Annotated in this window: 18 protein-coding genes; 3 read left to right on the top strand and 15 right to left on the bottom strand. The window is 45.6% G+C overall.

Translation table 11 applies throughout. The features are described 5' to 3' along the window. Nucleotides 1–32 precede the first annotated feature (32 nt). From nuoL to ONT18_RS01515, 8 genes are read right to left on the bottom strand one after another with little or no spacing between them, the layout of a single operon-like run. Complete coding sequence (gene nuoL / locus ONT18_RS01550; RefSeq protein WP_117692676.1) at nucleotides 33–1,988, bottom strand: NADH-quinone oxidoreductase subunit L; 1,956 nt, start codon at nucleotides 1,986–1,988, stop codon at nucleotides 33–35. 6 nt (nucleotides 1,989–1,994) lie between these two features. Next, nucleotides 1,995–2,303 (bottom strand): NADH-quinone oxidoreductase subunit NuoK, encoded by a 309-nt coding sequence (gene nuoK, locus ONT18_RS01545; protein WP_006846356.1) that lies wholly within the window; start codon nucleotides 2,301–2,303, stop codon nucleotides 1,995–1,997. Next, nucleotides 2,300–2,827 (bottom strand): NADH-quinone oxidoreductase subunit J family protein, encoded by a 528-nt coding sequence (locus ONT18_RS01540; RefSeq protein ID WP_117587066.1) that lies wholly within the window; start codon nucleotides 2,825–2,827, stop codon nucleotides 2,300–2,302. The genes nuoK and ONT18_RS01540 overlap by 4 nt, the downstream gene beginning before the upstream one ends. 15 nt (nucleotides 2,828–2,842) lie before the next feature. Further along, nucleotides 2,843–3,373 (bottom strand): NuoI/complex I 23 kDa subunit family protein, encoded by a 531-nt coding sequence (locus ONT18_RS01535; RefSeq protein ID WP_117692678.1) that lies wholly within the window; start codon nucleotides 3,371–3,373, stop codon nucleotides 2,843–2,845. 34 nt (nucleotides 3,374–3,407) lie between these two features. Continuing rightward, nucleotides 3,408–4,493, bottom strand: a complete 1,086-nt coding sequence (gene nuoH, locus ONT18_RS01530) for an NADH-quinone oxidoreductase subunit NuoH (protein WP_117692680.1) — start codon at nucleotides 4,491–4,493, stop codon at nucleotides 3,408–3,410. Nucleotides 4,494–4,495: 2 nt separating this feature from the next. After that, nucleotides 4,496–6,067 (bottom strand): NADH-quinone oxidoreductase subunit C, encoded by a 1,572-nt coding sequence (locus ONT18_RS01525; protein ID WP_117587064.1) that lies wholly within the window; start codon nucleotides 6,065–6,067, stop codon nucleotides 4,496–4,498. A 19-nt stretch (nucleotides 6,068–6,086) separates the two neighbouring features. Then, a complete protein-coding gene (locus ONT18_RS01520; RefSeq protein WP_022120134.1) occupies nucleotides 6,087–6,812 on the bottom strand; it encodes an NADH-quinone oxidoreductase subunit B in 726 nt (241 codons plus the stop codon). Further along, complete coding sequence (locus ONT18_RS01515; RefSeq protein ID WP_006846362.1) at nucleotides 6,803–7,153, bottom strand: NADH-quinone oxidoreductase subunit A; 351 nt, start codon at nucleotides 7,151–7,153, stop codon at nucleotides 6,803–6,805. The genes ONT18_RS01520 and ONT18_RS01515 overlap by 10 nt, the downstream gene beginning before the upstream one ends. Nucleotides 7,154–7,307: 154 nt before the next feature. Here ONT18_RS01515 and ONT18_RS01510 point away from each other — a divergent pair, with 154 nt between their 5' ends. After that, nucleotides 7,308–7,580: a hypothetical protein gene (locus tag ONT18_RS01510; RefSeq protein WP_117587063.1), complete on the top strand. Its 273-nt coding sequence runs from the start codon at nucleotides 7,308–7,310 to the stop codon at nucleotides 7,578–7,580. 524 nt (nucleotides 7,581–8,104) lie between these two features. Here ONT18_RS01510 and ONT18_RS01505 read toward each other — a convergent pair. The 7 genes from ONT18_RS01505 to ONT18_RS01475 all read right to left on the bottom strand — a co-directional run bounded on the left by ONT18_RS01505 (nucleotide 8,105) and on the right by ONT18_RS01475 (nucleotide 16,024). Then, nucleotides 8,105–8,731: a deoxynucleoside kinase gene (locus ONT18_RS01505; protein WP_117587062.1), complete on the bottom strand. Its 627-nt coding sequence runs from the start codon at nucleotides 8,729–8,731 to the stop codon at nucleotides 8,105–8,107. 106 nt (nucleotides 8,732–8,837) lie between these two features. Further along, on the bottom strand, nucleotides 8,838–9,455 hold the full coding sequence (locus ONT18_RS01500; RefSeq protein ID WP_264903739.1) for a deoxynucleoside kinase: 618 nt from the start codon (nucleotides 9,453–9,455) through the stop codon (nucleotides 8,838–8,840). 178 nt (nucleotides 9,456–9,633) lie between these two features. Continuing rightward, complete coding sequence (locus ONT18_RS01495) at nucleotides 9,634–10,815, bottom strand: AGE family epimerase/isomerase (RefSeq protein ID WP_264903737.1); 1,182 nt, start codon at nucleotides 10,813–10,815, stop codon at nucleotides 9,634–9,636. 41 nt (nucleotides 10,816–10,856) lie between these two features. Beyond that, on the bottom strand, nucleotides 10,857–12,200 hold the full coding sequence (locus ONT18_RS01490) for an MFS transporter (RefSeq protein ID WP_264903735.1): 1,344 nt from the start codon (nucleotides 12,198–12,200) through the stop codon (nucleotides 10,857–10,859). A 115-nt stretch (nucleotides 12,201–12,315) separates the two neighbouring features. Continuing rightward, nucleotides 12,316–13,488, bottom strand: coding sequence for a glycoside hydrolase family 130 protein (locus ONT18_RS01485; protein WP_264903733.1), 1,173 nt, complete (start codon nucleotides 13,486–13,488; stop codon nucleotides 12,316–12,318). Nucleotides 13,489–13,569: 81 nt separating this feature from the next. Next, nucleotides 13,570–14,730 carry a glycoside hydrolase family 26 protein gene (locus tag ONT18_RS01480; RefSeq protein ID WP_264903731.1) on the bottom strand — a complete coding sequence of 387 codons (1,161 nt, stop codon included), beginning with the start codon at nucleotides 14,728–14,730 and terminating at the stop codon, nucleotides 13,570–13,572. Between the two features lie 4 nt (nucleotides 14,731–14,734). Continuing rightward, complete coding sequence (locus ONT18_RS01475; protein WP_264906765.1) at nucleotides 14,735–16,024, bottom strand: acetylxylan esterase; 1,290 nt, start codon at nucleotides 16,022–16,024, stop codon at nucleotides 14,735–14,737. A 771-nt stretch (nucleotides 16,025–16,795) separates the two neighbouring features. Between ONT18_RS01475 and ONT18_RS01470 the strand changes: the two genes are divergently transcribed. Further along, nucleotides 16,796–20,104 (top strand): SusC/RagA family TonB-linked outer membrane protein, encoded by a 3,309-nt coding sequence (locus tag ONT18_RS01470; RefSeq protein WP_264903729.1) that lies wholly within the window; start codon nucleotides 16,796–16,798, stop codon nucleotides 20,102–20,104. Between the two features lie 25 nt (nucleotides 20,105–20,129). Next, nucleotides 20,130–21,926: a RagB/SusD family nutrient uptake outer membrane protein gene (locus tag ONT18_RS01465; RefSeq protein WP_153083360.1), complete on the top strand. Its 1,797-nt coding sequence runs from the start codon at nucleotides 20,130–20,132 to the stop codon at nucleotides 21,924–21,926. Nucleotides 21,927–21,953: the final 27 nt, after the last annotated feature.

The raw sequence follows: 21,953 nt of genomic DNA, 5'->3' as shown, positions 1-21,953 counted from the left end.
TCTTTTCTATTTACTTAATTGTGAGACTTTCATTAAAGAAGTGCGAGCAGGCACAATGTCAATGCTACGGTACCGGTGAGGAACCAGATAGCATAGCTGCGAACATCACCACTCTGCCATGGGCGGATGGTTTCGCCTGCCTCCTGAGTACCCCAAGCCATGAAGTTGAAGGTACCATCAATAACGCGACGGTCGAACCATGCGATTGGCTTTGAGAAGCAACCGAAGACAATCTTGTGGGTGAAGAACTGCCAAGCATCGTCGATATAGAAACGGTTCAAGGCAGCCTTGTGCAACTTAGGCATCTTCTTAGCCAAAGCGTCTGCCAATGGAGTCTTCTTAGGAGCATACATGTAAGTAGCCAGACCGATACCGATGATAGCAACGATAACAGAGGTTGTTGCCACACTCATGTCGATATGGATATCGTAGCTCTGACCTGTAGCAGATACGAAGTGACCGAATGGAATCAAACCACAGAGGCAAGAGATGATGGCGAGGAATACCAATGGACCCCACATCACGAAAGGAACCTCCTGTGGCTTGCGACGGTTCTCAGGATCAAGCTCATAGTAGCTCTGTCCCCAGAAGATAACGTAGTAGAGACGGAACATGTAGAATGCAGTCATACCGGCAACCACTGTCATGAACCAGCCCATAAATGGAGAGAACTGGAAGCAAGCTGAGATAATCTCATCCTTTGACCAGAAACCTGCGAATGGAGGAATACCTGCAATCGCCAAGCAACCGATGAGGAAGCAGATGTTGGTAATAGGCATGTACTTGTGCAGACCGCCCATGTACTCCTTGAAGTTACTGCCGATGATGACGATGATGGCACCAGAGCAGAGGAAGAGCAATGCCTTGAACATAGCGTGGGTAAACAGGTGGAAGATACCAGCCATGTAACCCAAACCACCGTGGTGGTTATCTACTGCGAAGCAAACACCGAGCGCTACGAGCATGTAGGCAATCTGAGAGATAGTAGAGAAAGCCAGACCACGCTTGATATCACGCTGGCAGCAAGCTACGGCTGCTGCATAGAATGCGGTGAAGGCTGCAATGTAAGCTACATAGTGCAATGTCTCAGGAGCATACTGTACCCAGATTGGGAAGAGGCTGGCTACCTGATAAACACCGGCTACAACCATGGTAGCGGCGTGGATCAACGCAGAAACAGGAGTTGGACCCTCCATCGCATCTGGCAACCAGATGTGCAATGGGAACATCGCACTCTTACCGGCACCACCGATGAACATGAGGAACAACGCTGTTGGCATTACCCAAGCTGCACCTGCCAAAGCAGAGTTGAGCTCTGGCTGAGCATTCAAGTCGTAGTTGAAGGTTCCTACATAGAAGCTGTAGAACAGGATACCGATGAGGAAGAAGAGGTCAGCGAAACGGGTTACGATGAACGCCTTCTTGCTGGCATGAACTGCAGCATGCTTTGGATAGTAGAAACCGATGAGCAGGTATGAGCAGACACCCACCAACTCCCAGAACAGATACATCTGGAAGATGTTGGTAGCTACTACCAGGCCCAACATTGACATGGTGAAGAGGCTCAGATAAGCGTAGAAACGCTGCATACCCTTCTCATATTCCTCAACCTTGTAGTTCTCATCGCGCTCTGCCATATAGCCGAAGCTGTAGATGTGAACCATGAAGCTGACGGTGGTAATCACGATGAGCATCAATACGGAGATTGGGCTCAGACGGAAACCGATGTTGAAGGTGAGCAACTCAGTAAACTTCAACCATGTGAAATTAAATACGGTAACAGTTGGGTACATACCTGTAGAGGCATCACGACCCACTGCAAAGAAGTACTCGTATGCTGTATATACAGACATCGCGAATACACAGCCCATCAATACGGTACCGATGAGTGCTGCTACCGGTCTTTTCATCTTCATACCCACAAGTCCCAGAACCAGGAAGCTCAGGAATGGCAGAAGAAGTATCAAAAATGCATAATTGTATTCCATTGTCTTTTAGAATTTCATGTTTTCAATACTGTTCACCTGGTCACTGTGATAGTTGCGGTAAACGTTGATAATAATAGCGAGCGCTACGGCTGTCTCGGCTGCTGCTACTCCGATAGAGAACAATGTGAAGAAGAAACCTTCCAACTGTCCTGGGAAGAGGATGCGGTTGAACACAGCGAAGTTCAAATCGGCTGCATTCAATACAAGCTCGATGGAGATGAGCATGGCAACGAGGTTACGGCGTGTACAGAAGCCATAGACTCCGATGAAGAACAAGAGTGCTGAGAGCACGAAGAAATATTGTACTGGAATCATTTCTTATCCTCCTTTCTTGCGATTAAGATACCACCGATGATACATGCCAACAGGAATACAGAGATAAACTCGAATGGCAATACATAGCCATACTTGTCAGCACCTACCAGTGCAGAACCTACCTGGTCCATTGGCACCTCGGTGTCGGCTACGGTTGCAGCCATATCAATAAAGTGATTCTTCAACACGATGACTGCCAAGGTTACGAAACCAACGAGGCAGACGAGTGCGCGACCTACAACCTTGCTACCCTTGACATGCTCCAAAAGACCCTGGAGGGTACGCTTTGATACCAACTGGATAGCGAAGACATAAAGCATGGTGATACCACCGGCATATACAGAAATCTGAGCTGCACCCAGATAAGTATAGTCGAGCAGGAAGAACATGCCTGCTACACCGAAGAGTACGAACAACAGGAAGGTTGCCGCACGCATGATGCGCTTGGTGAACACGCACATGATGGCTGAGCCAAGGATGACTACTGCCAAGATGACGAACATAAATAAATTTGCTGTTATCATTGTCTAAAGTCCTCCTTACTTAGTCTTGGTGTTAAACTTACCGATTTCCAATGGGGCACCACCATCGATGAGGTTAGGAAGGCTTCCGCCCTTATAAACCTCCTTGTCAAGGTGCATCACCAACTTGTTGCGGTCGAAGACTGCATTCTCGAAATCGTTGACAAACTTGATTGCACCGAAGTTACATGCGTTCACACAGAGTTCGCAGAACATGCAGTCGCCCAAGTCGTACTGGTAATCTACCAGCTTGCGCTTCTTCTTGCCTGTCTCTGGGTCCTCCACCATCTCGGTCTGAATCTTGATGGTATCGTTAGGGCATGACTTCTCACACAATGTACAACCCACACACTTGTAAGCCTCGTTCTCATCACGAACGAAGACCAGGCGACCACGGAAACGTGGAGAGATGTGGAGTGTAGTCTTGCGGTTCTCAGGATACTGCTCTGTGCTCTTTGGTGTGAAGTACTCCTTCATGGTAGTCTTCATACCGATAGCGAGGGTCTTCAAACCCGCTGCAATACCGCCGAAATATGAATTGTTAGACATACTTTCTTATTATTATAATAATGTGTATTAAAGATTATCCGTGGAATCCGAATGCTACGCATACTGTCATCAAGATCAGGATGACCAGTGACAATGGCATCAGATACTTCCACTCCAACTTCAGAATCTGGTCGATACGGAGACGTGGGAATGTCCAACGTACCCACATCAGGAGCCATACCACCGCGAAGGTCTTACCGAAGAACCAGATGAAACCTGGGATGAGGTTCATCAGATTGTCGAAGCCCTCGATACCGATGTTCAATGGCGCCCAACCACCGAGGAATACGGTAGAAGCGATACCAGAAATCACGAAGAGGTTGAGGTACTCTGCCAGGTAGTAGAAACCGAAGCCCATACCTGAATACTCAGTGTGGTAACCAGCGGTCAACTCACTCTCAGCCTCAGCCAAGTCGAAAGGACCACGGTTTGCCTCAGCATTACCTGCTACGAGGAATACGAGGAAAGCCAGGATAGCTGGCACATGACCCTTGATAATCAACCAGTTCCAAGCACCAGTCTGTGCCTCTACGATACCACTTACCTGCATGGTGCCGGTAAGAACGACTGCAGAAATCAGACAGAGACCGAGAGACATCTCGTAAGAAATCATCTGTACGGCACCACGCATGGCAGATACCACAGAGTACTTGTTGTTAGATGCCCAACCAGCGAGGAACACACCCAGCACGCCGATAGAACTTACGGCTGTGATGAGGAATACACCTACGTTGAAGTCAAGAATATGTGCTCCCTTGTTCCATGGAAGGAATGAGAAAGTACCTACAGAGGCAATGATCACGAGGAATGGTGCTATGTAGTAGAGCAGCTTGTCGGCTCTATCTACAGCGAAGATCTCCTTGATCAACATCTTGAGCACGTCGGCGAATACCTGGAAGATACCCCAAGGACCTACACGCATAGGGCCGAGACGGCACTGGAAGTAGGCACACACCTTACGCTCCATGAAGATAAGTACGATAGCGATGAGGGCGTATGCTGTCAAAATACAGATACCCACGAGCACGCACTCAATCAGAATCGACAGGAAGTCGCCCAGACCCAAGGTCTGGCGAAGCAGATTGTCGATGAATGTTGTTACTATACTAAAATCAAACATAATTATCTATCAATATCAGGGATTACGAAATCGATTGCTGCACCTGTAGTGATGAGGTCGGCGATCTTCTGACCACGGAGCATTGGATCCAAAGCTCCTGTGAGTGAGAGACCCATCGGACGCATCTTCATACGGTATGGACTCTTGTCACCCTTTGAGTCGAGATATACACCAAACTCGCCGCTGGCACCCTCTACAGAGAAGTACCACTGTCCCTCTGGAACCTTGATGATTGGCTTCTGCTTGATGTAGTACTCACCCTCTGGAATGTTGTCGATCAACTGCTCGATGATGTCCAAGCTCTGATACAACTCCTGGATGTGTACATAGTAACGATCCATTGAATCGCAACCGGTAAGGGTGATTTCCTTCCACTCTACCTTGTCGTACATATCGTATGGATGACGCTTGCGGGTATCGTTCTTCCAACCTGATGCTCTGCCGGCAGGACCGGTTACAGCATAGTTGATACAATCCTCATAGTTCATTGGACCTACACCTTCGAGACGGTTGTGAGTAATCACGTTGTCACCGAATACGTCGAGGTACTCCTGAATCATCGGACGGAGATACTTGCAGAGAGTCTTCACGTTCTGAACGAAGTTAGGGTCGATATCTGCCTGAAGGCCACCGATACGGTAGTAGTTCTGGATCAGACGGCCACCGGTTGTCTCCTCCATCACGTTCAATACGTGCTCACGGTCGCGCATACAGTAAAGGAATGCTGTCAAGGCACCCAAGTCCTGTGCGGTACAGCCGAGGTACAACAAGTGTGAGTCGATACGCTGCAACTCATCCATGATGGTACGGATGTAGCGGATACGGTCTGAGAGTTCGATACCCATCGCCTCTTCGATAACGCCTACCAATGCGTGGCGGTGCATCATCGCAGAAAGATAGTTCAGACGGTCGGTCAATGCCAAGGTCTGAGGATAAGTCATATTCTCCCACATCTTCTCGATACCACGGTGAATATAACCGAGGTGTGGATAGATGCGCTTCACAGTCTCACCATCAATAACAGTCTGCAATCGGAGCACACCGTGGGTAGATGGGTGGTTAGGACCGATGTTGACAACATAGTCGTTCTCATCAAAGCGACGCTTCTCTGTAGCAACGAGATGTCCATCCTCGCTCAAGGAATACTCCACGGTGAAGTCATCCTCAGGCTCATCAGTGCAAGGGAACTTGTTTGCCTCAGGACTCATATCGAAGTCCTTGCGCAATGGATAGCCCTGGAAATCGGTACGGAGGAAGAGACGACGCATGTCTGGGTGACCCAGGAACTTGATGCCGACGAAATCGAAGACTTCACGCTCCAGAAGGTCAGCTACCTTCCAAAGGTTAATTACTGTAGGAATTACATCACTGCCATCCACCTTCTTGGCGATGGTCTTTACTGAGCAGCGCTCGTTGGTCTGAGTATTCTCGAGAATATAGATACATCCGAGACCTTCCTCACCGAAGTCTTCACCGATGATGGTAACAAGGTAGTCGAAATGCTTCTCGTTCTTCAACTTCGCCATTTCAGAAGCGAAATTATCAAAACTCAATTCAATATTATTCAGTTTCATGTTCTTATACCTTATTATATTAATCAGTTAGACCTTTCTGAGGGTCGAAATCCTCAGGTACTTCAGTTACGATGATAGGCTCCTTGTGTCCGAGCTTCTCGCTGTCAGAGAGGTTCTCGTTGCTCAAGCCGCGAAGACCACCCTTGCTCATAGAGAGTTCCTTCTCATCCTGAGACATCTTGTGGTTAGCACCACCGAAGAATTTCTCAACCTTTACCTTACGCTGCAACTGCATCATACCATAAAGGATAGCCTCAGGGCGTGGAGGACAACCAGGGATATAAACATCCACAGGAACCAACTCGCTGATACCACGAACCACGTTGTAGCTCTTCTTGAACGGACCACCAGAGATGGCGCATCCACCCACAGCTACCACATACTTAGGCTCAGCCATTTCATCGTACAAACGTTTGAAAACAGGTGCCATCTTATTGGTAATAGTACCGGCACACATGATCAAGTCAGCCTGACGTGGAGAGTTACGGGTTACCTCGAAACCGAAACGTGAGAAGTCGTAACGCGCACAACCTACAGCCATGAACTCGATACCACAGCAAGAAGTACCGAAGGTCAAAGACCAGAGTGAGTTACTGCGTCCCCAGTTAATGGCAGCATCGAGCGAACCGACTACCACGTTAGCACCACCCTCATTGAGCTCCTGCGCAATCTTTTCGAGGGTATCATTGTCCTTAAACTCGTCGTAAGGAATACTCTTGATAGAGGCTCTTTTGTTTACTTCCATTCCAATGCTCCTTTCCGCCAAGCGTATGCAAGGCCAAATACCAATACCAACAAGAAGAACCCGATGCTCACGAGAGCCATTGGTCCAAACTGCTTAACTACGACTGCCCATGGGTAAAGCAATACTGTCTCGATGTCAAACATCAGGAAAAGGATGGCGAAGAGGTAGTAGCCGATGTGTGATGGCAACCATGAGCTGCCACGAGTCGGAATACCGCACTCAAAAGGTTCACCCTTTACCGGATTGTATGAACGAGGACCGATCAACTTCGCGATGACATAAGCAGCCACCACCAAGGTTACAGCCGTCAGCAAAACGGTGATAAATAGTGTAAAGTTCATAAATTTGTTATAACGTTATTTTATATAAATGCTTCTAAGCGGTTGCAAAGGTAACACTTTTTTCTGAAAGAGCACATTTTTTTATGGTTTAATTTGCATCTAAAGTGAAAAAACTCAAAAAACAGCCTGATTCATCAGTCAACAGACAGACTTAATGGTGGATCAGAAACAGAGAAAACGAGCGTATTTTGTAGCAAAAAGGAACAGAACAGTAGGAATTTTTACCCAAAAATTCATCCGCTTCGACATTGTTTCCGGCACAACTTTCATCGCCTCTCCTACCCTTCATAAAAAGGATGAGAAAGAGATTATCTATAATCTCAATGGCCAGCAAGTAGATAAGACTTCAGCCCAAGGCGGCATCTTCATCTCCCGCCAGAAAGGTAAGTTCTACAAAGCATCCGGCTCTTCCGGGGGAAGGAGATAGTTCTGCTGGCGTATTCAGATGTTTGAATAAGCAGAAGATTATGATTGAATAAGCGTATTCAGATGTTTGAATAAGCAGAAGGATATGATTGAATAAGCGAAAGGAGACGTTTCTTTGGGTTCAAAGAGACGCCTCTTTTAGTTTTAGGAGACTGCTTTTCGAGTTGAAGGAGACTGCTTCTCGAAGGTTGCCACTAGGCTCAGCAGAGCTGCTGAGCCTAGTCAGCAGCTCTGCCGACTGCAGTCAGCAGGTCTGCCGAGCCTAGTGACAACACCTTTTAATCGTACAACTACAACCCTTATAGTCGTACAACCATACACCCTATAGTCGTACAACTATAAACCCTTTAGTTGTACAACCATAAAACGCAACCCCGCCAGACGTTCCTCCTTTGACGCCTAGCGGGGTTGCGCTTTTTACCTTTATGATAAGGACTTGGGGGACTAGCGATGGAATCGCTAGGAACGGGGGGCGAAAGGGGGTTAAGGTTCTTTTTACCTTTTTACCCTTTTACCTTTTTACTTTTAAACCTCCTTTTCAGCAAACAGGCCGAAGAGCTCGGCATCTATCAGGTCAGTAACCTTTCGGAAGTCTTCCGGATTCTCTCCGAACTCCAGATTATCACCATCGATGATGATGAGGCGACCTTTATAATCCTTAATCCAATCCTCATAACGCTTGTTCAAACCCTGGAGGTAATCGATGCGGATGCTCTTCTCGAAATCGCGGCCACGCTTCTCGATATGCTTCACGAGCGTAGGAATGCTGCTTTTGATATATATCATCAGGTCAGGGAGTTTCACCAGACTGATCATCAGATCGAAGAGATCGGTATAGTTCTTGAAATCCCTATCGCTCATCATACCGATATCATGAAGATTAGGGGCAAAGATACGCGCATCCTCAAAGATGGTTCTATCCTGTACGATGGTCTGCTCTGAACGTGAAATCTCCACAACATCATGGAATCGCTTGTTCAGGAAGTAAATCTGAAGATTAAACGACCAACGTTCCATATCCTTGTAATAATCAGCCAGATATGGATTATTATCAACCGGCTCGAAATTAGCTTTCCAGCCATATCTCTTGGCAAGCATCTTGGTTAATGTTGTCTTGCCGCTACCTATATTTCCTGCTATTGCTATATGCATCTTTGTTACTTTAAACTTTGAACTTTGAGCTTTGAACTTTATGATTAGCTCTTCTTGCTCTTACTTTTTTACCTTTTTACCTTTTTACTTTTTTACCTTTTTACCTTTAAGAGAACAGACCGAAGAGCTTGGCATCTATCTTATCTACGATTTCACCAAACTGCTTGGGATTGTGCTCGAAATCGAGATTATCAACTTCTACGATAAGCACCTTGCCCTTATACTTATTCATGATGAAATCTTCGTAAAGATTGTTGATACCTTCCAGATAATCCAAAGGCATCTTCTGCTCATAATCACGACCGCGCTTCTGGATATTCTTCACGAGGTGAGGAACTGAAGAACGGAGATATATCATCAGTTCAGGCATCTCCACCACTTCCATCATCGACTCGAAGAGCTCCATATAAGTCTCGTAGTCGCGCTGGTCCATGTTGCCCATCTTCCGGTTGTTGGCCGCAAAGACATAGACACCCTCAAAGATGGTGCGGTCCTGGATGACCGTCTCTTTACTGTGTTGGATTTCCAGCAGAATCTTGAATCGCTGCTTCAGATAGAACACCTCCATATTGAGTGCCCATCGCGAGATATCCTTGTAATAGTCATCGATATAGGGGTTTTCAGCCACGGGCTCCAAGTACTGTTTCCATCCATAATGTTTAGAAAGCATCTTGGTGAGTGTTGTCTTGCCACTACCGATATTTCCTGCTATTGCTATATACATTTATTTTTAATGTTTAATGTTGAATGTTGAATGTTGAATTTTTGATGCGATACCACCCTCAATTCTACATTGGCTGCAAAAGTACAATAAAAAATCGGGATAAACAAAAAAATCCAAGCAAATATATGATTTGCTTGGATTTTTGTATTCTATTCCTGCCTTGCAGGGAATCTGTATGTTAATAGTCACGTTCGATGAGTTCGAGACACATACGGGAGTTGTGGTAAGGACATTTCCAGAAACCCGCCTTATCATCCTCCTTGTTCACCGTACCATCTTCCAGTATAGCCCAGTGCCACTCACCATTCTTGGCATCCAGCAGATGCTTGGCTACATAGTTCCAGCAGGCGATGGCAGTCTGGAGATGTTCTTCGGTACGGAAATACTGATAGAGGTCGATATGTCCGATGATGTTCTCGCACTGCACCCACCACTGGCGCTGGAGATCATACTTATCTCCATCTTTCCAATGCTCATAAACCATACTGCCATCCGGACGTAAGCCTTCATCTGCTGCATCGGCTATACGACGGATGATGCGCTCAATCTTATGCAGCAATATCTTATCGTCCAAAACCAGCGCGGTTTCGTGGAGCAGCCAGGACGCCTCAATATCATGACCATAGCTCTCGATGTTGCGCTTGCCCTCCCACTCGTCATTGAAGAAGAGGTCGAGATGATAAGTCTCCTCGTTCAGAAGCTTATCGGTGAAGATATCGAGCAGATTGCGGATGCTCTTCTCCAGTTCCGGAGTCTTCCATACACGATAAAGATTGGTATATGGCTCGATGATATGCAGATGGGTATTCATCGTACGGGAACCATTCTCATCCTTATCAGAGAGACGCATGTCTGCAATCGGATTCCACTCACGGGTCAAAGCCTCGATATATCCGTTGTTCTTGGCATCAAAGGCATGCTTCTCTATGTCATGATACAGGGATATGGCGATATCCAACGCCTCCTTGTCACCTGTTGCACGGGCATACTCCGAGAAACCATAGATGGCAAAGCCGATGGCGTAAGTCTGCTTCTTGGTATCGAGCGGATTACCCTGATAGTCAACACTCCAGTAGATGCCGCCATATTCCCTGTCGAGAAAATAATCGCGCACATAATCCTTGGCACGGGTGGCAGCCTCAAGATACTCCGGCTTCTTCAAGACACGATAGGCAGCAGAAAACGCCCAGAGGATACGGGCATTCATCACTGCTCCCTTCTCGGCTACAGGATGTACCTGGTCGTTACCGTCTACACGTCCGTAAAAGCCACCGTTTTCTTCATCTTTCACTTTCGTTAGCCAATAGCTGAGGATGTTGTTCTCCAGAACATCCCGCATCGTTTCTTTAAGATTTTCCATTTTTCCATTCTTTATAGTGATTATTAGTTATGTTAAAACAATTATTTGCGGATAGGGAACTTCCAGGCAAGCACCATCAGCAGGAAGGCGATGACGGCTGGGAAGAGTGAGAACAATGACCATACCATCGTAAGCACAGAGTCGGTAACACTGGCTGGGTCGATCATCGTATTACCCATCTTATCTGTTATCATGTTGGCACCTGCCCAGCCCAGGAAGAGGGCGATGAGAGAACCGGAAATGGCGGTACCAAACTTCTGACTCATCGTACCGGAAGAGAAGATAAGACCCGTAGCTGATGTTCCGAAATGCTCGGTATGGTAGTCGGCTACATCGGCATACATTGACCACATCAATGGCGAATAGATACCGATACCCATAGAGGTAAGGATAACGATGGCTATCATCACCCAGATATACGACGGATCCATCGGGATGAAGAAGAAGACAACCGAGAGTACCAGACAGAGAGTTGCAGACCAGAAGAATGCCATACGCTTGCTGCCTACCAGACGGGTGAACCAAGGAGATACACCACCGAAAATCATACAGGTTACTTCACCAAACGCCATGAAAACGGTATAGTTGATAATCAATCCCTCGATGGTTACATTGCCATGCAGACAGTAATCGAACATATAGCCAGCTACGGCATAGCGGAATCCGTTGAAGAAGTTGGTGCACACGGCGATGGCTGTCATATAGAGCCAAGCCTTGTTGTGAACGAGGTCGGCAAACTGCTGGAAAGAGAACTTCTCAGCGCGCTTCGGCTTCAGACGTTCCTTGGTAAGGAGTCCGCAAGCCAATGTCATCACAGCTGCAATAATACCGAGCACGGCACCAATGACAGCATACTGATGAGCGGCAGAACCACCTACCATTTTCTGGAGATAAGGGAAAGAAAGCAGGGTAACGAATCCCATGGCATAAGCACCCACCATACGAAAAGAAGAGAACTGGTTCTTCTCATCATCATCCTCGGTCATCACACCGAGCAATGAGCCGTAAGGCACATTCACCATGGTATATACCGCCATCATCAGCAGATAGAGGGCGTAAGCATAGATTCGCTTGCCCACAGGACCGAAGTCTGGTGTATAGAGCAAGAGGGCGAATATCAATCCGAAAGGAATGGCACCATAGATGAGCCAAGGACGGTAGGTACCGAAACGGCTCTGGGTACGGTCGGCAAGAGTACCCATCAGCGGGTCAGTAACCACATCGAACATGCGGGCTACGAGCATCAGTACTGCCGCATCCGCAAACGAGAGTCCGAAGACATTTGTAAAAAACAGAGGAAAAGCGATAGACATCACCTTCCATACAATACCACCCGCAGCGGCATCACCCAATGCATAAGCTATTTTTTCTTTTAAACGAGCCATTGTTTTTAATTGACAATTTACAATTTATAATTTACTAAAAAAGGGATTCGCTCCCCATCTATATCTGATAATACGGATGAGGAGTACGAATCCCTACAATCTTAATACCTGAAACTTATTTACTTAAAGTCTGTTTATTTTTTGCCACCAAAGCCTTGATCTTCTCTACAGAGAACTGAGTACGATAATCATCCTTTGGTGTGTTCACGCAGTAGTCTACCAATCGGTCGATGGTAGAAGTTGCCACATGCATGCGGGTATCAGAAGAAGCATAGTAGATGAATACCTTGCCATCCTCATCTGCAATCCAACCATTGGCAAAGACTACGTTCATTACATCACCGATATACTCAGGACCTTCCGGTACGAGGAGATATCCACCTGGTTCTGCAATCACCTTTGTAGGATCCTCAAGAGAAGTCATGTACATATAGAGCACATAGCGGAGACCACTGGCACAGCCACGAACACCGTGAGCCAGATGCAACCAGCCCTTATCAGTCTTGATAGGATGAGGACCCTCACCGTTCTTCACCTCCTGGATGGTGTGATAGTGACGGGCATTGATGATCTTCTCTTCCTTGATTTCGGCATGAGTGATATCATCAACAAGAGCCCAACCGATACCACCACCAGAACCTGTATCGATGAAACCATCCTGTGGACGGGTATAGAAAGCATACTTGCCATCAACGAACTCCGGATGGAGAACCACATTGCGCTGCTGGCTCTTGGTCTTCAAGTCAGGAAGGCGCTCCCAGTTTACCAGGTCCTTGGTACGGGCGATGGCTGCAGTAGCAGTAGCAGCACTGAGGTCGCCAGGCTGATCATCATCATGACGCTCAGCACAGAACACGCCATAGATGTAGCCATCCTCATGAGCTGTGAGTCGCATATCATAGATGTTGGTAGCAGGAACAACATCCTCCGGCATGGTGATAGGCTCATCCCAGAAACGGAAGTTGTCAACACCATTAGGACTCTCTGCTACGGCAAAGAAACTCTTGCGGTCAGCACCCTCAACACGAACAACGAGGAGATACTTACCATTCCACTTGATGGCACCCGAATTGAGCGTAGCATTCATCATGATGCGCTGCATGAGATACGGATTACTCTTCTCATCGAAGTCGTAACGCCACTCCAATGGTGTATGTTCTGCAGTAAGGATTGGGTTCTTATACTTTTCATAGATACCATTTCCCCACTCTACCGGTTCATTCTTACGGCTCAGCAATTCCTCATGATGAGCGCGAAGTGCTTTCACTTTGTCTTGAAATGTAGTCATATTTTGTTTTATATTAATGTTGAATGTTGAATGTTGAGTATAAAATGCACATTGAACTAATGCCAATTCAACATTCAACATTTATTTAACCTTTAAAACCTCTTTTGCAAAGAGGACTTTCTTTTCCTTCTTGAATGCCTTGAAGTCCTCGACGATAGCACCATCGCCTACTCCAGGAAGATAGGCTTCCTCCTGAGGTTTATCCCAGGCATTACGCCAGAAGAGTACATAACTCAACTGATACTTCTGAAGTACAGGCCAAAGGGTTTGGGTAAACCAGTCCTTCTTGCTGGCGATACCTCGGCAACCCGTTTCAGTGAGGGCAGGAATCTTACCCACCATCTTGGCTGCCTCCATCAGCACATCGAGAGTAGCAGCAAGGTTCTGCTGATAGTTGGCATCGCTGTTATCGAACTCGTAGACGTCAACACCCAGCATATCCACATACTTTTCTCCTGGGAATCGCTCCAGGAATTTTTCTACCGTCTTCTCGTCGCTGAGATTTGGTGACCAAGCCCAAACGATGTTATTGCACCCTGCTTTAGTAAGTATATTTAGGGTTTTTACGTATAATTGGTTATATTGTGCAGGTGTGCAACTGCTAGCTCCCCACCAGAACCATCCGCCATTCATTTCATGCCATGGCCGGAAGATGACAGGAACCAGTTTACCATCGTTTGTCTTCAAAGAAAGGATGAAATCGGAAACCTTCTTGAGCCATCCGTCGAACTTCTGTTGCTGGGCGCCTCCATCCAGAATAGCAGCTACAGCATCACCTTTCGGATCCCAGGCATTCTCGCCTGTTACCGGATTCCAAGGATGCCAACTCAAAGTGACGATGCCTCCTCTCTCATTTTGGGCAATGATTTCTTTTCGCATACGATCGAAAGAAACACCATCGAGATTTTCCTTGCTGTCGAGCTCTAGCTTACCGAGATCAAAGCCCATCACGGCAGGATAATCACCTGTAGTGAGTAATACATCGCTCTTTCCTTCATCCCATTTCCAAGTAGTACCATACACCGGATCATCCTGATGTCCGAGCATGATTCCCTTGTTCAGTAATTTCTGCAGTCTGACCTTCAGTTGCTCTGCCGGAGTATTGCAACATTGCTTTTTACCCTTGCAGCTGGAAGTATTGGCAGTCTGGACTGATGCGCCCGTAACGCCATCAACCTGTGCCATTGCTCCTTGCATCGCCATGAGGCAAGCAGCACCAATCAAAATTCTTTTTCCTATCATATATCTATTTCTTTAATTGCTGAATAATCCAAGCCTGCCATTCATCCCACTGCTCCTGATACCAGTAATGACCAGTCATCTGGTACAGACTCAAGGTCTTAGGCGCTTTTACCAAATTATAAAGGCCGTAAGATGATGTTGGCGGAACCACCTCATCATTATAACCGAAACTGTACCAGCCAGGAACAGTGATACGACGGGCGAAGTTGACGCCATCATAATAGCGTGCACCTTCGAGTCTTGCCTTTTCCAAATCCGTAAGTTTCTGCTCTTTCCATGCAGCCCCCTGCGCCTTGTCTTCCTTATAGAAGTAGTGAGGCCAGCCACCTGCAACTCCGTGAATTTCAGCTTCATAATCACACATAGCATCATGAACAGGAGCCAGGAAAGTGATTCGCTTATCGAGAGCTGCCACAGCGATGGAAAGGAATCCACCCTGTGATGAACCCGTTACACCGATAGTCTTTCCGTTCCACTCAGGAAGAGAAGCAATATAATCCACACCACGGACAGCACCGGTTACCACCCGTCTGTAAGCATTGCGATAAGGATTCTCGAGATTGGTATCCCAGTAACCTTTCAGCTCGCCATTGGCAAGATCATCATAAATTTTCTGCTGCATGGTAACAGGAACACCGTGAATACCGATTTCCAGTACGATGCATTCTGCAGGAGCCGTATAAGTATCGCCGGCATAAGGGCGTACACCCGCACCAGGTACACGGAGCAAAGCCGGATACTTACCTTCTTTTACCGGTACACTCAGGATGCCATACATCTTAGAGCCCCATCGGTTGTTGTTATAACTGATTTCATATACATTCTTATCCTTGGTACAACGCTCAGGCAGAAGCACCTTGGTAGGATTGAGGTCATTCTGTCTTGCCTCATCCAGTGCCTTCTTCCAGAAAGCATCGAAATCCTTAGGTTCCTGCGCGAAAGGCTGGATCTTCTCTGGAGAGAAACCTGCCGTGCAAAGTCCCTCGTAATCCTTGCCATCAACATGAGCGATAACCTTGAGGCGGTAGAAGCCCGGTCTGTTCAGACTGCCGCACCATTTCATGGTTCCGTCTTTAAGAGTGGTACTTTTCTTCACCTCCGGAAACATTACCGGTCCAGCTTCGTAATCAACCTTCACCTGATTGAGTAGCGTACCGCTCTTTCTCACATTCACCATGAAGTTAGCCTTCTCGCCTACCCGATAATTCCAGTCCTGATGGTCAGGAGTTACCGTTACCACGATGTTGTTACCTCTGATTTGTGCGCTGAGGCTTGAAGTCCCCAGCACACTCATCAGAACACCTATAATTATTAACCTAAAAACATTTGCTATACGATGATTCATATTGTCGTTGGTAATCTTGTTAGTTAAACATTCTGTTTTACGGTTGCAAAGTTAGGCATAATTTCCGATATATCCGTGTATTATTTTGCTGAATAAACATACTTTGTTGCAAAGGCAGAAAAATATTCGAAAATATCAGAAAACAGAAATAAGAATTGACGCACATCAAGTCAGAAAAAGCAAAGAAAACAACAACACACACACTCTATTCAACTCAAGAATTGACAGAAAACAACCAAAGATCAATTAACAAAGCACAAAAGGTTATGACAATTCATATAATAAATAATGTACGCGTACCTTATATATAATAGACAAATAATAGAATAATCAATATAAATCAACCATCAAGTAAATAAATTGTAACGCTAACACTTAATCTTTAATAAATATGACGAAAATTACATTTTATTTTCACTAAAGCAGAAAAGTATTAGTAATCAGCAAAATATGTACAAGCTATTTTGCAAAAAATAGCTATCTTTGCAGCAGATTTACAAAACAGCCTAAAGGTTTAGAATAAACAATATAAAACAAATAAACATAATCACAACAATGGAAAAAGTAAATGCAACCTAGAGCTAGCCTCTAGCCCTTTCTTCTCATCAGAAAAAGATGACGAAGGAATAATCAGAGAGCACTAATCCGTTTTGGATTCTTTCCCGTATCGATCATATAAGTGAAAGAGCCCAACTGTTTTAACCAACTAACAAAAATTGTATGAACTTTAAAAGTAGAGAAAAGTTGCTTGCTAGTGTAGCTGCCCTGAGTCTTCTCGGCATCTCCCCTCAGCAAACTTTCGCAGCCCAGATCACAACGAATCAGGCTGTGCAACAGAACAAGAAGATTACTGGTAACGTATCCGATGCAATGGGTCCTATCATCGGTGCAACAGTAAAAGTGAAAGGCACAAAAAATGCCGCAGTGACCGACTTTGATGGTAACTACACACTGAATGTAGGTGCCGGACAGACTGTAGAGGTAACTTACGTAGGCTATGTTACCAAAACTTTCAAAGTAGGAGGCCAAAGCAAGTACGACATCACTTTGGTAGAAGACGACAACAGTCTTGACGAGGTGGTAGTTGTAGGTTATGGTACTATGAAGAAGAGCGACATCTCAGGAGCTTCTGTTTCCATGGGAGAAGACCAAATCAAAGGTTCTATTATCACAAACTTAGACCAGAGTTTCCAAGGTCGCGTTGCCGGTGTTACATCTGTAGCGACTTCAGGTGCTCCAGGTTCTTCTACCTCAATCCGAGTTCGCGGACAGTCAACCATCAATGCCGGTGCAGAACCACTTTATGTCATTGATGGTGTCATCTTCCAGGGCGGCGGTTCAAGCGGCGGTTCATTAGGTTTGGGAGATGCCTTAGGAAACGGTTCTGTTTCTACCGTATCACCAATGTCAACTATCAACCCTGCCGATATCGTCAGTATGGAAATTCTGAAGGATGCTTCTGCTACAGCCATCTATGGTGCCCAGGGTGCAAATGGTGTTGTACTTATCACAACCAAACGGGGTAAGATTGGAGAAGCAAAATTTACATACGACGGCATGGCAGCATGGCAATACCAGGGAAAGCGTATTGACATTCTGAATCTTCGTGAATTCTCAGAATATTATAATGATTTTGTAAACAACGGATGGATTTCACAGGATCAGGCACGTCCTGATTTCTCAGACCCATCTATCTTGGGTCGAGGAACCAACTGGCAGGACGCTGTATTCCGCACAGCTTTCCAGCACCAGCATCAGGTTGCTGCACAAGGTGGTACAGAGAAGGTTAAGTACTATGTTAGTGGCGGTATGATGGATCAGGATGGTACTATCATCGGTTCTAACTTCAAGCGTTTGAACGTACGTGCCAATCTGGACGCCCAACTGAAGAAATGGTTCAAGATAGGTATGAATACTACATACACAAGAACCAAGGAGCGCCTGCTCCATGCTGATGGTACAGAAGGTGTTATTACATACGCATTGACCACACCACCAGATATTGCCATCTACGATGTAGACGGAAACTACACATCTGTAGTACGTGACGGCTGGTCTTCACCAAACCCTATTGCACAGGCTTTGAGCAAGGATATCACCATGAAGCGCAACAAGCTGACCGGTAACATTTTTGCAGACATTACTCCTATAAAGAACCTCACCTGGCATACAGAGTTGGGTTACGACTTGTCATGGAGTGATGCAGAGGTCTTTACACCTACTATGCACTTAGGCAACTGGAACCAGGACACAAACTTTGCAAGCTGGCAGAAGAATACAAGCAAGTATTGGCAGTTTAAGAACTACATTACTTATAATGGAAGTATCAAAAAGCATTCTTTCACAGCCATGCTGGGTCAGGAAGCTTGGCGCAGTGACTGGGATTATACCTATCAGGCAAACGCTAATTTGCCAAACAATACAATCCATTTGCCATCTTTGGGTTCCAGCACTCCTAGTATCAAGTCTGGTTTCGGTGTTACAACAATGTCATCATTCTTTACACGTGAGACATACAACTACGATGACCGTTATTTAGCAACATATACATTCCGTCGTGACGGAAGTTCTAACTTCGGTCCTGAAAACCGTTGGGCTTCATTCCACTCATTCGCAGCAAGCTGGCGTTTCTCTAACGAGAAGTTTATCAAGAGCATCGCAGGTAAATGGTTGAGCAATGGTAAGATTCGTATTGGCTGGGGTCAGACTGGTAATGCCAATATCGGTGCTTACAAATGGGGTACTACCGTAACCAAGTTCCTTGTTGGTCAAACAAGCGTAGCATACCGTCCTACCAACATTCCAAACACTTCTATCAAGTGGGAAACTCAGGAACAGACCAATATCGGTCTCGATCTTGGACTCTTCAATGATAAGATTGGTTTCACTCTCGACTGGTACAACAAGGTTTCCAACGATATGCTGATGCCTTTACAGTTGCCTTCATATATGGGTACTCAAGGCAATGGTTCTTCACGTCTTAATGCACCTTGGGGTAACTACGGTAAGATCAAGAACACCGGTTTCGAGTTGGCAGTAAACGCTCATCCTATTGCTAACAAGAACTTCTCTTGGGATACAGAGTTCAACATTTCTTGGAACAAGAACAAACTGGTAGGTCTCAGCGGCACAACCAATGCCAACATCATTGGCTATGGCCAGTGGAACGACGTTGTCTGTGTAAGTAACATCGGCAAACCTCTCTATCAATTCTGGGGATATCAGACCGATGGCGTATACAAGGATTTTGAAGATATCAAAAACTCTCCTAAGCCTAAGAGCTACAAGGAAGGAGCCCTGAATAAGGGAACAACCGTATGGCCAGGCGATATCAAGTTTAAGGATATTTCAGGTCCTGACGGAAAGCCTGATGGAGTTATCGACGATTACGACAAGACTTACATCGGTAATCCACAGCCTAAATATACATTTGGTTGGACCAACACATTCCGTTATAAGGACTTCGACCTGACATTGTTCGTCAGCGGTTCTGTAGGAAACAAGGTTATGAACTACCTGAATATCAGCATGAGCAAGATGAACAATGCCTGGGTAAACCAGAGTGCAAGTGTCAAGAATCATGCCGTACTGGCTCCAATTGATCCGAACAAGGACTACAGTAATGGTTATAAAGGCAACAATGCCAATACCGTATACAACTGGTATGATGACGTAGACAACATCTATGTAGTAAACGCAGGAACCAACATTCCACGTCTTGCTATCGGTGACCCAGCCGGAAACTCTAGCGTTATCAGTGACAGATATGTTGAAGATGGATCATACTTGAGAATGAAGAATATCACTTTAGGTTATACATTGCCTAAAAAGTATGCAAGATACCTTCATATTGAGAGTTTGAGAGTATATGCAAATATACAGAACCTCTTCACTATTACCGGTTACGACGGTTATGATCCAGAAGTAGGTGCAAGTACATCCGATTCACAGGGATACAGCTTCGGTGTAGATAACGGACGTTATCCTTCACCAACGGTATATTCTTTCGGTATCAACCTTGCTTTCTAATTAAATAACAAAAGAATAAACAATTATGAAAAAATACAATATATATAAAACGGCCGTTTGCGCATTCGTCTTGGGTCTCAGCTTGTCTTCTTGCGGGGACTTTCTGGATCAGCCAGACAATTCCAACTACAATGCAGACACGTTCTATAATGGTGATGCAGAGTGCTATCAAGGCGCCAATTCTCTGTACAGTATGCCATGGTATGATTTCCAAAGAGGTTTCTTCAAAGTTGGTGAAGTTATGTCAGGAAACTATTATTGGTGGGGAAGTGAAGATACTCAATACTGGAACTGTAACGTATCTGCCAACAATGCCAACCTGAAAGATATGTCTTATTCACTTTGGACAGTCAATGCCTACGCCAACACCATTTATGATAAACTGAAAGGTGCCAACGCAAGCGCAAGCGTTAAGAGTGCATGTATGGGAGAATGCCTGACATGGAAAGCTATGGCATACTTCTATCTTGTACGTACATTCGGTGCAGTGCCAATCATCCATAACAACACAGACATTATCGGTGCCGGTACATACAATGACCAGTATAAGGCCAACATAGAGGATGTATACGATTACATCATCATGACCTTGAAAAAAGCCATTGAACTGTTACCGGAAAAAGATCCTACAGGTCTTGGACGTATTGATAAATACAGCGCAGAAGGCTTGCTTGCCAAGGTTTACCTGACAAAGTCTGGTTTCGATCCAGCAACTACAACTTACGAACAGGGAAGTGTGGCATATATCAAGACCACCAATCACCAGCGCAACCAGGAAGATCTTGACAACGCTGCCAAATATGCAAAGGATGTTATAGACAATAGTGGCAGAAGTTTGGAACCTGCAGCCAATTTCCCAGCAATGTTCTACAGCGCATACAAAGGTCCTGAATCACTCATCGCATGGCACTGGCGTGCCACACGTGACCCTTGGACATCTCAAAACTCACTTCAAAGTGACCTCGCTATTTCGGGTTTCGATGAAACAGGTAACAACTGGGGAGGATGGGCTGGTCCATCAGTAGACCTGATAGAAGCTTTCGGAGATAATCCAACAAGCCAGACTAGAAACAACACCGACATCCGCCGTAAGGCTACCATGATCATGGCTGGTGACAAATATGATTATTTCTACACAGACTGCGGTGGTTTCGACTTCTTGAAGCATGTATATAAAGGTTATGAGAAGCATCAAGGCAATGGTGAACTCCAGACTCCAACAGGAGCACAATGTGCAAAACATCTTGTTGGTGATAAAGCCGACCATAACTTGCATATAGGCTGCGACTTTGATGTGATGGCTTATGGTAACTATACTCAGCTGTTACGTCTTGCAGATGTTTATCTCATCTATGCAGAAGCCAAGATTGGTAATGCAGGCTCAACAACAGATGCATCTGCAATTGATGCATTCTACAAAGTTCGCAACCGTGCGGTATCTACATACGAACGCCCAACATCTATCAGTTTCGAAGATGTATGGAAGGAGCGCAGATTGGAGTTAGCACTTGAGGGCGATCGCTGGTATGATTACGTACGCAGATACTACTTCGATCCTGATGCAACAATTGCTGAGTTGAACGCACAGAAGAGAAATGAGTATTATGGTCTGAATGCGCTCTATGAGACATGGTACAACAAGGGTAGCTATGATGGTCCTTGGAACTTGAACAGCGATGTAAGATACAATGATGATCCTGGTAAGCATCAGAACGTTCAGATGAGCAGTTTTACCATCCCATTCCCTACAGAAGATGCAACCATGAACCCTCATTTGCTGGAGGCACCACAGCATGTTGACATTTCTCAGTTTACTTATTAATATAAGAAACCTCAAAAATAGAACAAT

Origin of the sequence: Segatella copri (assembly GCF_026015295.1) — a bacterium.
Lineage (GTDB): Bacteria > Bacteroidota > Bacteroidia > Bacteroidales > Bacteroidaceae > Prevotella > Prevotella copri_C.
The sequence above is the reverse complement of the archived record's forward strand: the minus strand, read 5'-3'. Positions and strand labels throughout refer to the sequence as shown.

What these genes read in the sequence shown, in the direction of transcription:
- ONT18_RS01485 (WP_264903733.1), bottom strand. Translation starts at nt 13,488, where the DNA reads ATGACTACATTTCAAGACAAAGTGAAAGCACTTCGCGCTCATCATGAG.
- ONT18_RS01515 (WP_006846362.1), bottom strand. Translation starts at nt 7,153, where the DNA reads ATGAACTTTACACTATTTATCACCGTTTTGCTGACGGCTGTAACCTTG.
- ONT18_RS01495 (WP_264903737.1), bottom strand. Translation starts at nt 10,815, where the DNA reads ATGGAAAATCTTAAAGAAACGATGCGGGATGTTCTGGAGAACAACATC.
- ONT18_RS01520 (WP_022120134.1), bottom strand. Translation starts at nt 6,812, where the DNA reads ATGGAAGTAAACAAAAGAGCCTCTATCAAGAGTATTCCTTACGACGAG.
- nuoL (WP_117692676.1), bottom strand. Translation starts at nt 1,988, where the DNA reads ATGGAATACAATTATGCATTTTTGATACTTCTTCTGCCATTCCTGAGC.
- ONT18_RS01540 (WP_117587066.1), bottom strand. Translation starts at nt 2,827, where the DNA reads ATGATAACAGCAAATTTATTTATGTTCGTCATCTTGGCAGTAGTCATC.
- nuoK (WP_006846356.1), bottom strand. Translation starts at nt 2,303, where the DNA reads ATGATTCCAGTACAATATTTCTTCGTGCTCTCAGCACTCTTGTTCTTC.
- ONT18_RS01510 (WP_117587063.1), top strand. Translation starts at nt 7,308, where the DNA reads ATGGTGGATCAGAAACAGAGAAAACGAGCGTATTTTGTAGCAAAAAGG.
- ONT18_RS01475 (WP_264906765.1), bottom strand. Translation starts at nt 16,024, where the DNA reads ATGAGTGTGCTGGGGACTTCAAGCCTCAGCGCACAAATCAGAGGTAAC.
- ONT18_RS01480 (WP_264903731.1), bottom strand. Translation starts at nt 14,730, where the DNA reads ATGATAGGAAAAAGAATTTTGATTGGTGCTGCTTGCCTCATGGCGATG.
- ONT18_RS01525 (WP_117587064.1), bottom strand. Translation starts at nt 6,067, where the DNA reads ATGAAACTGAATAATATTGAATTGAGTTTTGATAATTTCGCTTCTGAA.
- ONT18_RS01535 (WP_117692678.1), bottom strand. Translation starts at nt 3,373, where the DNA reads ATGTCTAACAATTCATATTTCGGCGGTATTGCAGCGGGTTTGAAGACC.
- ONT18_RS01465 (WP_153083360.1), top strand. Translation starts at nt 20,130, where the DNA reads ATGAAAAAATACAATATATATAAAACGGCCGTTTGCGCATTCGTCTTG.
- ONT18_RS01470 (WP_264903729.1), top strand. Translation starts at nt 16,796, where the DNA reads ATGAACTTTAAAAGTAGAGAAAAGTTGCTTGCTAGTGTAGCTGCCCTG.
- nuoH (WP_117692680.1), bottom strand. Translation starts at nt 4,493, where the DNA reads ATGTTTGATTTTAGTATAGTAACAACATTCATCGACAATCTGCTTCGC.
- ONT18_RS01505 (WP_117587062.1), bottom strand. Translation starts at nt 8,731, where the DNA reads ATGCATATAGCAATAGCAGGAAATATAGGTAGCGGCAAGACAACATTA.
- ONT18_RS01500 (WP_264903739.1), bottom strand. Translation starts at nt 9,455, where the DNA reads ATGTATATAGCAATAGCAGGAAATATCGGTAGTGGCAAGACAACACTC.
- ONT18_RS01490 (WP_264903735.1), bottom strand. Translation starts at nt 12,200, where the DNA reads ATGGCTCGTTTAAAAGAAAAAATAGCTTATGCATTGGGTGATGCCGCT.